The organism is Rossellomorea sp. ABR4_004 (assembly GCF_056159585.1).
On record NZ_JBSWVM010000009.1, the window covers coordinates 33,162 to 44,964 of the forward strand.

At 41.0% G+C, this 11,803-nt stretch carries 16 protein-coding genes; 15 read left to right on the forward strand and 1 reads right to left on the reverse strand.

Annotated features, from left to right (window positions below; translation table 11 throughout):
- Positions 1 to 60 precede the first annotated feature (60 nt).
- Together ACXAF2_RS22895 and ACXAF2_RS22900 are read left to right on the forward strand one after the other, a co-directional pair.
- Positions 61 to 540 carry a PH domain-containing protein gene (locus tag ACXAF2_RS22895; RefSeq protein WP_475142057.1) on the forward strand — a complete coding sequence of 160 codons (480 nt, stop codon included), beginning with the start codon at positions 61 to 63 and terminating at the stop codon, positions 538 to 540.
- Complete coding sequence (locus tag ACXAF2_RS22900; protein WP_475142059.1) at positions 533 to 1,990, forward strand: PH domain-containing protein; 1,458 nt, start codon at positions 533 to 535, stop codon at positions 1,988 to 1,990. Before ACXAF2_RS22895 ends, ACXAF2_RS22900 begins: the two co-directional genes overlap by 8 nt.
- A gap of 45 nt (positions 1,991 to 2,035) precedes the next feature.
- On the opposite strand, the gene ACXAF2_RS22905 is transcribed toward ACXAF2_RS22900, so the two are convergent.
- On the reverse strand, positions 2,036 to 2,620 hold the full coding sequence (locus ACXAF2_RS22905; protein ID WP_475142060.1) for a rhomboid family intramembrane serine protease: 585 nt from the start codon (positions 2,618 to 2,620) through the stop codon (positions 2,036 to 2,038).
- A gap of 160 nt (positions 2,621 to 2,780) precedes the next feature.
- On the opposite strand from ACXAF2_RS22905, the gene acpS reads away from it, so the two are divergent.
- From acpS to ACXAF2_RS22970, 13 genes are all read left to right on the forward strand, one after another.
- Positions 2,781 to 3,131, forward strand: a complete 351-nt coding sequence (gene acpS / locus ACXAF2_RS22910) for a holo-ACP synthase (RefSeq protein ID WP_475142061.1) — start codon at positions 2,781 to 2,783, stop codon at positions 3,129 to 3,131.
- Between the two features lie 225 nt (positions 3,132 to 3,356).
- On the forward strand, positions 3,357 to 4,370 hold the full coding sequence (locus ACXAF2_RS22915; protein WP_475142063.1) for a LolA family protein: 1,014 nt from the start codon (positions 3,357 to 3,359) through the stop codon (positions 4,368 to 4,370).
- Between the two features lie 281 nt (positions 4,371 to 4,651).
- Positions 4,652 to 5,857: an alanine racemase gene (alr, locus tag ACXAF2_RS22920; protein WP_475142064.1), complete on the forward strand. Its 1,206-nt coding sequence runs from the start codon at positions 4,652 to 4,654 to the stop codon at positions 5,855 to 5,857.
- Positions 5,858 to 5,983: 126 nt separating this feature from the next.
- Complete coding sequence (locus ACXAF2_RS22925) at positions 5,984 to 6,265, forward strand: CopG family ribbon-helix-helix protein (protein ID WP_032085355.1); 282 nt, start codon at positions 5,984 to 5,986, stop codon at positions 6,263 to 6,265.
- 4 nt (positions 6,266 to 6,269) lie between these two features.
- The gene (gene ndoA / locus ACXAF2_RS22930; RefSeq protein ID WP_034763063.1) at positions 6,270 to 6,620 is read left to right on the forward strand and encodes a type II toxin-antitoxin system endoribonuclease NdoA; all 351 of its coding nucleotides are present in this window, start codon (positions 6,270 to 6,272) and stop codon (positions 6,618 to 6,620) included.
- A 410-nt stretch (positions 6,621 to 7,030) separates the two neighbouring features.
- Positions 7,031 to 7,861, forward strand: a complete 831-nt coding sequence (locus ACXAF2_RS22935; RefSeq protein WP_148971294.1) for an RsbT co-antagonist protein RsbRA — start codon at positions 7,031 to 7,033, stop codon at positions 7,859 to 7,861.
- A complete protein-coding gene (locus ACXAF2_RS22940) occupies positions 7,858 to 8,214 on the forward strand; it encodes an STAS domain-containing protein (RefSeq protein WP_044340427.1) in 357 nt (118 codons plus the stop codon). Before ACXAF2_RS22935 ends, ACXAF2_RS22940 begins: the two co-directional genes overlap by 4 nt.
- 2 nt (positions 8,215 to 8,216) lie before the next feature.
- Positions 8,217 to 8,618, forward strand: a complete 402-nt coding sequence (locus ACXAF2_RS22945; RefSeq protein WP_034763056.1) for an anti-sigma regulatory factor — start codon at positions 8,217 to 8,219, stop codon at positions 8,616 to 8,618.
- A 10-nt stretch (positions 8,619 to 8,628) separates the two neighbouring features.
- The gene (locus ACXAF2_RS22950; RefSeq protein WP_475142066.1) at positions 8,629 to 9,639 is read left to right on the forward strand and encodes a SpoIIE family protein phosphatase; all 1,011 of its coding nucleotides are present in this window, start codon (positions 8,629 to 8,631) and stop codon (positions 9,637 to 9,639) included.
- A gap of 77 nt (positions 9,640 to 9,716) precedes the next feature.
- Positions 9,717 to 10,049, forward strand: coding sequence for an anti-sigma factor antagonist (locus ACXAF2_RS22955; protein WP_475142067.1), 333 nt, complete (start codon positions 9,717 to 9,719; stop codon positions 10,047 to 10,049).
- Positions 10,049 to 10,516: an anti-sigma B factor RsbW gene (gene rsbW / locus ACXAF2_RS22960; protein WP_282139240.1), complete on the forward strand. Its 468-nt coding sequence runs from the start codon at positions 10,049 to 10,051 to the stop codon at positions 10,514 to 10,516. The genes ACXAF2_RS22955 and rsbW overlap by 1 nt, the downstream gene beginning before the upstream one ends.
- Positions 10,494 to 11,291, forward strand: coding sequence for an RNA polymerase sigma factor SigB (sigB, locus tag ACXAF2_RS22965; protein ID WP_475142069.1), 798 nt, complete (start codon positions 10,494 to 10,496; stop codon positions 11,289 to 11,291). The genes rsbW and sigB overlap by 23 nt, the downstream gene beginning before the upstream one ends.
- Positions 11,291 to 11,803, forward strand: a 513-nt coding sequence (locus ACXAF2_RS22970; RefSeq protein ID WP_475142070.1) for a PP2C family serine/threonine-protein phosphatase, incomplete at its 3' end; no start/stop codon positions are given. The genes sigB and ACXAF2_RS22970, both read left to right, overlap by 1 nt.

Genomic DNA, 11,803 nt, shown 5'->3' on the forward strand with positions numbered 1-11,803 from the left:
CTGTTCCAAATCGTAAATATACTGTAAGATTTAGTAAAAGAGAGAAGTGAGGGGATGGGTATGATCGGAGAGCCGCAAAAACGAATTTCACCAAAGGCTTTAAAGGTGTGGAAGATATATGGTGTGATTGAATCGTTGATCGTCGCAGCTGTAGCTGCAGGAGCGATTACGCTGACTGTGATGTTTGAGTGGCCACAATGGATCATTGCAGCAGCAGTTGCCATATTGATTCTATTTACATATTTGTTTGTTTTCTTTATTCCAACAATTAAATGGAAGAGATGGCGTTATGAGGTGAGGGAGCAGGAGATTGAGCTTCAAAGAGGAATTTTTATTGTGAAGCGCACGTTGGTCCCGATGGTGAGGGTCCAACATGTTGATACGGTCCAGGGCCCTATTTTAAAAAAGTATGAGTTGGCAACCATTACGATTTCGACTGCGGCCACGGTTCATGAGATTCCGGCATTGGATGTGGAGGAAGCAGATGAATTGAGGAACTCCATTTCACAACTTGCAAGGGTGGCGGAAGATGATGTCTGAGCACAAGAGACTGCATCCGATTTCAGCTGTAGCGAATTTTGTAAAGCAATTAAAGGACTTAATCGTTCCCTTTGTCTTTTTATTTGTATTGAATAACCGGGGAGAGAAGACAGGATTTTGGGATTATATGCCTGTTATTTCTATGGCGGCAGTTCTTGTATTCGTTCTGGTCACTGGGATTGTAAAGTGGCTACGGTTTACATATCGATTGGAAGAAGGGGAGCTGCGGATCGAGTACGGATTATTCGTTAAAAAGAAAAGGTATATTCCCATTGACCGGATACAGAGTTTGAATTTCTCTGAGGGCATTCTGCATCGGCCATTTGGATTGGTTAAGGTCAAGGTCGAAACGGCTGGGTCTTCGAATCCCCGGGAATCAGAAGCGGAATTGACAGCTATTTTAAAAGAAGAAGCGATAGAGTTGGAGGCAATGATATATAGGGAGAAAAAGGGTCATAGCGTATCCGGAGATCTTCCTGGCGAAACTACGGAGACTTTGAAAGATGAAGCTCCCTTTTTCAACCTCAGCTCGAAAGACATTTGGGTTCTTGCTACGACTTCAGGCGGTATCGGGGTCATTATTTCCGGTGTGTTTGTTTTCTTATCCCAATTTAATGAGTTCATTCCGTATGAAGCTGTGTATGATGAGCTGGCTGTTTTTGTGAAAAGCGGCGTGTTTGTGGTTTCGGTGATGGCATTCTTGGGATTGCTCATTGCCTGGCTATTATCGATTGCCTGGACATTTATTATTTATGGTGATTTCAGAATTAAAATTGTGGATGATCATATTGTCATGACAAGAGGGCTTCTGGAGAAGAAGCAGGTGACGGTTCCCTTAAATCGGGTGCAAGGCATCCGGGTAGTGGAAAATCCAATCAGGCAGCTCTTGGGGTATTGCACCGTCCACATTGAAAATGCAGGCGGTTCTGTTTTGGAAAAAGACAGCACGAGTATAAAATTATTCCCGATCGTGAAAAAGAAGCGAATTACGGGTTTATTAAACGACTTATTTCCGGATTATGTCATTCAAGATGATTTTAAGAGGCTACCGGGACGTTCCTTAAGAAGATATGTGTTCAGACAGGCAATCTGGGTGGTGGTCCCTACCACGGCTGTTTGTTTTATGTATTGGCCGTATGGTCTTTGGGTCGGCCTGTTGATGATTCCTTTCGGGATTCTCGGGTACTACCAATACCGTGCAGGAGGCTGGAAGATTGTTGATGGACAATTATCTTTACAGTATAGAGGCATATTGAAAAATACGATGCACATAAAGAAAAGTCGCATTCAATCTTTGGACACCCATGAAAGCTGGTTTCAAACGAGAAAAAACTTGGGCAGTCTCAGAACAACGATAAAATCTGGAGAGACTGGTTATGTCAGTCCTATCAGGGATCTTGAAAAGAAGGACCTTCAAACCATCGCTTCCTGGTTTTCTCATAGTGTGTAAACGATAAAAGTGACCCGCGATTCGTTAGCGGGTCACTTTTGTTTCTTATTTTTTACCTGAAATCCACCCAATCACAAAGCCGCCGATTAAACCGAAAATATGGGCAGTTATGTTGATTCCGGATTGCATGAAGGTCATGACAACACCAATGACGACGATCGGTATGATGATTTGCCGGCTTTCTCTCGTGATGAAATGATTTTTCAAGAGAATCATGGCGATGTAAAAACCGAATAAACCAAAGATTGCTCCCGATGCTCCCACATGACTATACGTAAGGGGCTTGATAACATAAGTAATGATATTGGCAAACACGCCGCTTGCTATATAAAGACCGATAAACTTAGCTTTTCCCAGGTGCTTTTCCAGTGGTGTGCCAAACAGGACAAGGGAAAATGAATTAAATAGCAGATGAGCAAATCCCAAATGTACAAAGATAGGGGTGACGAGCCTCCACCATTCTCCCTCTTTGATAAATAAATTCACACCGGCCAGCTGCTCGTACACCCACATTTGTGGGAAAATAGGTAGTGCACTGACAAGGTATAAAGCGATATGAATGAATACAAGCAGGGAAATAATAGGATAGAACCGTAAAAATTGTGAAAAACTTTCAGTCCGGACAAACATATTGTATCCTCCTAAATAAGTTGTTTCTTTTTATATCAATGCTAAATCATTTATATAAAAAACGCAGTCAATACTATAGTATAAGAAAACGTTGAAAATCACGAGTATAGTTCATTATACAAATATGCATAACAGGACAAGAGTAGAAGGGGAATCGCATATGATAAAAGGAATAGGATTGGACATTGTTGAAACAGGGCGCATTCAGAGGATGATTGAACGACAGCCGAAGTTCGCTAAGAGAATTTTAACAGCTAAGGAGGAGGATGCTTTCTCTACATTAAACGAGCAGCGCAAGGTTGAATTCGCAGCTGGACGATTTGCAGCCAAAGAAGCTTTTGCCAAGGCGAATGGAACGGGAATTGGGACAGCACTCTCCTTTCAGGATATTGAAATCAGTAAGGACCCGAACGGAAAGCCTTATTTTTCTAAGCCAGAGGGGGCGAACGCCCATTTATCCATCACTCATAGCCGGGAATTTGCGGCTGCACAGGTGGTCATCGAAGAGTGAAAATTATTTCAAGCTTGTCATCTTCACTAGCATAATCCTTCAGGTTGTCTCATATATTCAGTAGTGCAATAAGAGAGACAAGGCCAGGTGTTTAACAATCGCGGTTCTTTGGCGAATTGCAATTGGACTAATGAACGGGGCATTCTATAAGAATCGTCCATTCTTAGACGGCTGGCTTTCCCCTCTCTCAATTACGTTTATCCTGGGACAAAAGGGGTTGAAAAAATGAAGAAAAAGCTAGTGATACTAGTGATGGCCATGTTAGCGGTGCTTATGCTGGCTGCTTGTGGAGAACAATCGAAAGAAGATGTAACCAAGGATCTTAAGGCTAAAGTAGAGGATATGAAGGGGTACAAAGCGGATGCGAAAATGACCCTGCAGGTGGGCGACGAGCCTCAAACCTATGATGTGGAAGTGTGGCATAATGACCCTAATTATTATCGAGTGGCATTAAAGAACGCTGCGAAAGATCAGAGTCAAATGATCTTACGTAATGATGAGGGAGTATTCGTCCTTACGCCGGCACTGAACAAAAGCTTCCGATTCCAAAGCAACTGGCCTGAAAATAGCAGCCAGGCGTACTTGTATGAATCGCTTGTGCAAGATGTGTTAGAGGATAAAGAGGCTACTTTCAAAGAGACAAAAGATCACTACATCTTTAACACGAAGACACGTTATCAAAACAGTCAGATGCTTCCGACTCAAGAGATTGCCTTTAACAAGAAAGACCTGACTCCGGCATCCGTAAATGTATTGGATTCAGATAAAAATCCACTTGTGAAAGTAGAGTTCTCCAAGATGGATATGAAAGCTGCATTTGATAAAAAAGACTTCGACATGAAGAAAAACATGACAGGTGCCCAGCTTGAAGTACCGGTTACGGCAAATGTAGAGGACACAGAATTCACAGTTCTTTACCCAATGTCAGAAATCACCGGCACCGAATTAATTGAAGAAAAAGAAGTCGCAACCGATACGGGTAAACGTGTAATCTTAACGTATGATGGTGAAAAGTCCTTCACAATCGTACAAGAAAAAACAACGGTCGTTCCAACGATGACGGTTTCTACTTCTCTTAAAGGTGAATTAGTGGACCTTGGATTCACAGTAGCGGCCATGACAGAGCAGTCAATCAGATGGACCAATAACGGAGTGGACTATATGCTTGCCTCCAATGATCTGACTCCTTCTGAGATGGTGATGGTAGCTCAATCCGTACAAGGTTCAATGGTGAAATAAAATAACTGAACGGGGCGGGCCCATCTGGTTCGCCTCTTTCCTTGGTGTGGGGATGAAATATATTATCCAAAACCACTAGGGAACGTTCACAAGTCCCCATTAAACAACATCCACGAATCCCTTCTTACCATTAGAAATACCACTATTACTTCACGCGGTGCCCTATCCTTCCCCCCTCTCCAAAAAATCCATTTGACACAATGAATGATAATATGAATAATCAATGGTATTCTTGAATAGAATGACAATGTTTTGTGTAAAGATATGAGGAAGTGAACAGAGTGGAAACCCAGACGCAATTTTTTCGTGATACATGGGCAGAAATCAACCTAGATCATTTATATGAAAACGTAAAGAAGATTAGAGGCCATATCCCTGAAGATGTGAAAGTGTTTGCGGTTGTGAAAGCGAATGCTTATGGGCATGGGGATGTGCAAACTGCTTTTACTGCTCTTAATGCCGGGGCACACGGCTTGGCTGTTGCATTCTTAGACGAAGCGATTTCCTTAAGAAGAGCAGGCGTAACCGCTCCTATTCTCGTATTGGGAGCTACCAGACCGAAAGATGTGAAGATTGCTGCCGATATGGATATTTCGTTAACGACCTTCCACCAAGCGTGGCTTGTGGAAGCCGAAAATGAGCTGTCAGAAGGAGATCGATTAAACCTTCATATCAAGTGTGATACCGGGATGGGGAGGATAGGCGTTCGTTCCATCGAAGAATTAAAGGGTATCGAACAATATGTTCAAGCTCATTCCCGATTTAATATTGAAGGGATCTTTACCCATTTTGCCACGGCAGATGAGTTGAACGATGACTATCTTGATCGGCAATTGGCTCGATTTGAATACATGCTGAATCAATTGAATTCATCACCAGCGTATATCCATTCTTCAAATAGTGCCGCTACATTAAGGAAAACCAACACCCTCTTCAATGCTGTGCGGGTGGGAATTGCCATGTACGGACTGACTCCATCTCAAGAGATGAAGCCCGAGCTGCCTTTTCCTCTAAAAGAAGTGTTTTCTCTTCATTCAAGACTTATTCATACAAAAGAACTTTCAGCTGGAGAGAAAGTAAGCTATGGGGCTACTTATGAAACGGGTGAGGCAGAATGGATTGGGACGATTCCTATCGGATACGCTGATGGATGGCTGCGTAAATTACAAGGTCAGGACGTCATTGTAAACGGTAAACGGGTTCCAATTGTTGGAAGGATCTGTATGGATCAATGTATGATTCGGCTGCCTGGATTTCTTGAAATGGGTACCCGTGTAACGTTAATAGGCAAACAGGGTGAAGAAGCGATTACAATGGATGAAATCGCAGATAAGCTTGATACCATTAACTATGAGATCCCTTGTATGATCTCCACGAGAGTGCCGCGTATCTATATGCGAAACGGGGAGCCGACGGAAGTATCGAATAAACTCTTATCCACAAGTATTCACGGTCAACAGGAAAATAACAACCAATTTGATGAATAATTAGTATTTTATATGGTGGATAATAGAAGAGATTGATAAATTAACTTTTCATTCCCCTTAATTGATGGTATGATAAATATGTTAATGAACAGAAACGGTATGTAGTGATTGGTGGAGGTGTAGTTTGTGTCTGAATCCAGCGCAACAACAGAAATCTTAATTCGTCTACCGCAACAGCTCGTTACAGAATTAGACGGCTTTGCAGATCAAGAAAATGTGAATCGCAATGAGTTTATTTATCGTGCAACCAAAATGTATTTAAGAGAGCGTAAGAAAAGACAATTACGTGAATCTATGAGACGCGGCTATATGGAAATGGCTAAGATTAATCTCGCAATTGCTTCAGAGGCGATTCAAGCAGAATATGAGGCAGAACATACAGTCGAACGCTTAGTAAGCGGGGGTTAATCCTTTGATTGTAAAGCGTGGTGACGTATATTTTGCAGACCTTTCTCCTGTTGTAGGATCAGAACAAGGCGGAGTTCGGCCGGTACTTGTTATTCAAAATGATATAGGGAACAGGTTTAGTCCCACAATTATTGTAGCTGCCATTACCGCTCAAATTCAAAAAGCGAAACTGCCTACTCATGTTGAAATTGATGCAAAACGTTATGGCTTTGAACGTGATTCCGTTATCTTGCTTGAACAGATTCGAACGATTGATAAACAACGTCTTACCGATAAGATTACGCACTTGGATGATGAGATGATGGAAAAAGTGGATGACGCCCTGCAAATCAGCGTGGGCCTGATTCAATTTTAACCATGAGCTTTTCGTCGTGTAGATACTTTATCATGTTATACAGTAGGAACAATATAACTTCAAACCAGAAGGCTTGCTGATCAACAATATGTATGATCATTAAGCCTTTTTGTTTTGTCTTTTTTCTTTAGAAGGAGAGTTCCAGTCCCAATTAACCCCAAAAGAAGAATATGGATAATGGAAATATAGTCAATTTTATGACAAAACACCGTAAACAATTTATAATGGGAAAAGTAAGAATTAAAAATACCCGAAAAGGCATAGTTTTTTTCTTTTTTGTATTTATTTGTTACTATAAAAGTAATTACGTCATTTTTTAGTACACTGTTGTAAACTACTTTAAAATTAAGTTACATCATTCGGCATAAATACGAAGTTCAAATTTCATATGATAGAATGGGGAGAACTAAATGTTTAGTGAAGTCACGGATTATATTCAGAATAATAAATCAGATATCACTAGTATTTGGATGGAACGAATGAGGAACGAAGCGGATGAGAAGTTTCTTCAAGTTGTTTCAGATCAAGTTTTTACTAAGACAAGCCATGAGTTTGTAGAAATGATTGTTTCTAACCTAAGGGATTCCAACGAGTTCAATAGCCGGTTGGGAGATTTCGCTGAAAAAGTTGTCAGGTTAGGATGGCCACTGACCTTTGTGACATCGGCTCTAAGTACTTTTGGTAAAGTGGTTTACGAAGGCATGATGAAAGAAGGTATTATTACAGATCAAAACTATGCGGCACAAGTTGAGAAGTTCGATAAATGGTTAACGCCGATGAATAATAAAGTAATCAGTGCTTATACAGAGTCATGGGAAAGAACTGTTTCACTTCAAAAAATAGCGTTGCAGGAATTGTCTGCACCACTGATACCTGTTTTCGAAAAAATTTCTGTGATGCCGCTTGTGGGAACGATTGATACAGAACGAGCGCGATTGATTATGGAAAATCTATTAAACGGTGTAGTGAAGCATAGAGCGGAAGTGGTGTTAATCGATATCACCGGAGTACCTGTTGTGGATACAATGGTAGCCCATCATATCATCCAGGCAGCTGAAGCTGTTCGATTAGTAGGGGCGAAATGCATGTTGGTTGGGATCAGACCTGAAATCGCACAAACGATTGTAAACTTAGGAATTGATTTAAATCAATTCAGTACTAATAGTACGTTACGAAAAGGAATTGAAAAGGCTCTTGAAATGACAAATCGAAAAATAGTTTCGGCGGAGGGATTAGAGTGAGAATACCAATTTTAAAGCTGCACGATTGTTTGCTGATTTCCATTCAGTGGGAGCTTGATGATCAAACAGCCCTTCAATTTCAAGAAGATCTTCTCCATAAGATTCATGAAACGAGTGCCAGAGGGGTAGTAATCGATATTACCTCCATTGATTTTATAGATTCATTCATTGCTAAGGTTCTTGGGGATGTCATTAACATGTCAAGGTTAATGGGGGCGAAGGTAGTCATTACCGGCATCCAGCCTGCTGTAGCGATAACATTGATTGAGCTTGGAATCAGGTTAGAGGACGTTCTGACCGCTCTGGATTTGGAAAAAGGTCTGGAGAAATTACAATTGGAACTGGGGGACTAGGTATGGATAGCCAATCCTGCGTGAAGATCACGAATGAATGGGACATCGTTGCTGCCCGCCAGTTAGGAAGGAATGTAGCGAAAGAGCTCGGATTCGGTACCGTTGACCAAGCTCGTATCACTACGGCTATCAGCGAATTAGCAAGGAACATCTATTTATATGCTGGCTACGGTCAGATTTGCATAGAAAAATTATTCGATGCCGGGAAAAAGGGTGTACGAATTATCGCCTTGGACGAAGGACCCGGAATCGCAGATATTAGAAAAGTAATGGAAGATGGATATTCCACATCAGGCGGATTAGGAGCAGGTTTGCCTGGAGTAAAGCGTTTAATGGACGAGTTCAACGTTGAGTCTGTACCGGGAGAAGGAACAGACATTAGGGCGACTAAGTGGCTCCGCTAGGGGGAGTTATATGAATTTCAGAGATTTAATGGACTCTAAATATAGAGAAATTATTGAGCATTACCTAAATGAACAAGATGAAAAAGCTCTTTATTTAGGACAGAAATTCAGTCGTAAATCAATTGAGCATCATGTTTCACCAGAGGAGATCATAAGTCTCCATAAGAGTGTAATATTGGAAATGGAGCCCGATATACCGCATCAGGTATTACACTCTTTCGATATTTTACTTGAAGTCATGATAGGCTACGGTTTTGCTTATCGGGAGCATCAAAGTCTACGTACAAAACAACAAGAATTAAATAACGAAATAGATGTAGCATCCAATATGCAACAAACCCTTCTAGGGACCGTCATCCCTTCAGTAGAAGGTTTGGATATTGGAGCTGTAAGTGTGCCTGCCAAAAAGATGAATGGGGATTACTATCACTTTGTTCAGGATGAGAACAATAACGTCAGCGTTGCCATTGCTGATGTAATTGGTAAGGGTATACCCGCAGCTCTTTGTATGTCCATGATCAAGTATGCCATGGATAGTTTACCGGAGTACCGGAATGAACCCAATGCTGTTTTGGAAAGCTTAAACAGAGTAGTGGAACAAAATGTGGATGCAAGTATGTTCATAACCATGTTTTACGGTGTGTACAATTCGTCGGAACATCTATTTTCATACTCATCAGCTGGGCATGAACCTGGCTTTTTTTATAGAGCATCAACCGACGAATTTGAAGATCTTGATGCCAAAGGTCTTCTATTAGGTGTAGATAAGAAAGCAAAGTACCGACAATACGAGAGACGGGTTGAGACAGGGGACATGATCATTCTTCTCTCTGATGGAGTAACAGAGTGTCGTTCAGAAGAGGGCTTCATTGAAAGGGAAGATTTGGTTCAATTGATAAGCCAGTACAATCACCTTCCTCCTCAAGAGATTGTCAATAATGTATACAAACAACTCGAGAAGCTGCAGCACTTTGAGCTTAGAGACGATTTCACTCTAATCATCATTAAAAGAAATTCATAAATAAAGTTTATTCTTGTAATAAATAGGGTAAATGTACAAAGACTTATTATAAATGTTGCCAAAAAGGTGGTCTTTTTATGAACTTATCAATAGATATGAAAGAAAAAGAGAACGAGCTACTCGTTAAAGTAGCTGGTGAAATCGATGCATATACAGCACCAAAGCTTAAAGAAACGCTTCAACCCTCTGCTGAAGCTGATAATAAAGATATAACAGTTGATCTTTCAGACGTATCGTATATGGATAGTACTGGATTAGGTGTATTTGTTGGTCTTTTCAAAACAGTTAAAGGTCGCGGTGGGCAATTAAATCTAATCGGCTTATCCGATCGTCTGCAGAGACTGTTTGATATTACAGGTTTAGGGGATATTATGAATATTAATTCCAAGGTAGAAGGTGGCGTGGAATGATGAAAGCTTTTGATTACATCGAGATGAAGATCCCCGCAAAGCCGGAATATGTCGGGGTCATTCGTTTGACGCTTTCAGGAATTGCAAGTCGTATGGGATTTGACTACGATGCAATTGAGGATTTGAAGATTGCTACTAGTGAAGCTATCACAAATGCGGTTCAGCATGCGTATAAAGACAATGACGGAGAAGTGGTTGTTGGATTCGCGCTATATGAGGACCGTCTTGAGGTTATGGTGGCAGATCACGGTGAAAGTTTTGATTTCAAAGAAATTCGCAGTGCTGTTGGTCCTTACCATGCCGATCATTCAGTGGAGTTCTTAAGAGAAGGTGGGTTAGGTCTTTACCTTATTGAGAGCTTGATGGATGATGTAAAAGTGCATCACAAGGAGGGAGTAACAGTCTTTATGACTAAATTCCTATCAGGGGAGCAGGTGGAGAGGGATGAAAAAACTATCTCAACCTAACCAGCAGGCCCAAAAAGAAAAAGTATTACAATGGATCAAAGACTATCAGGAAAAACAAGATGACGATGCACAAAGTCAACTGATCTTACATTACCAGAATCTTGTTGAATCCATTGCCAGGAAATATTCGAAGGGAAGATCTTTCCACGAAGACATTATCCAAGTAGGGATGATTGGATTGCTTGGTGCAATCAGAAGGTACGATGAATCTTTCGGTAGATCATTCGAGGCCTTTGCGATTCCAACAATCATTGGAGAGATAAAAAGGTTCTTACGAGATAAAACGTGGAGCGTACATGTTCCTCGAAGAATTAAAGAGCTTGGTCCGAAAATTAAATCTACGGTCGAAGAGTTAACAAACAAATTAGAACGTTCTCCTCAAGTTCATGAAATTGCTGAATATCTGGAAGTGAGCGAAGAGGAAGTTCTCGAAGCAATGGAAATGGGAAGAAGTTACCAAGCGTTATCGGTGGATCACTCGATTGAAGCCGATTCAGAGGGAAGTACAGTTACCATATTGGATATTGTGGGAGATCAGGATGAGGGTTACGAGAAAGTCAATCAGCGACTCGTTCTTGAGAAAGTTCTTCACGTTCTTTCCGACAGGGAAAAGGATATTATACAACACACCTATTTAGAAAATTTAAGCCAAAAAGAAGCTGGCGAGAAGCTCGGTATTTCCCAAATGCATGTTTCCCGTTTACAAAGAAGAGCGATTAAAAAGCTTAGGGAAGCCATTCAGGAAGAGATGAACGATTCGGAGAGTCATTATTAATGGCTTATCTTCAACAAAATGATATAGAGCTTTATGCAGAGCAAGTATCGAAAAACGGAAATCCTTATTGTGGGGATAGTTATTTCTATACCTCTACAAGCGATTACTTTATCTGTGTTTTGGCTGATGGTTTAGGTAGTGGTAAGTTTGCTTATGAATCGTCTCATGTTGTCGTCGATATAGTTGAAGAGCATCACCACGAGGACGTTGAAACCCTCATGAGTCTTTGTAATGAAGCTCTTCAGAAAAAACGTGGCGCTGCAGTAGCGATCATTAAAGCGTATTACCATTCTAAAGAGTTTGTGTATAGCTGTGTAGGGAATATCCGTTTTTATATGTATGCACCTGAAGGAAAGATGACTTATCCATTACCGGTTACCGGGTATTTATCTGGAAGGCCGCAGACATATAAGACGCAACGTTTTCATTACGATTCCAACTCAAGATTTCTTATTCACTCAGATGGACTGAGCATATCGGGAGTAAAGAATATCCTTCAAAGATATCCAACG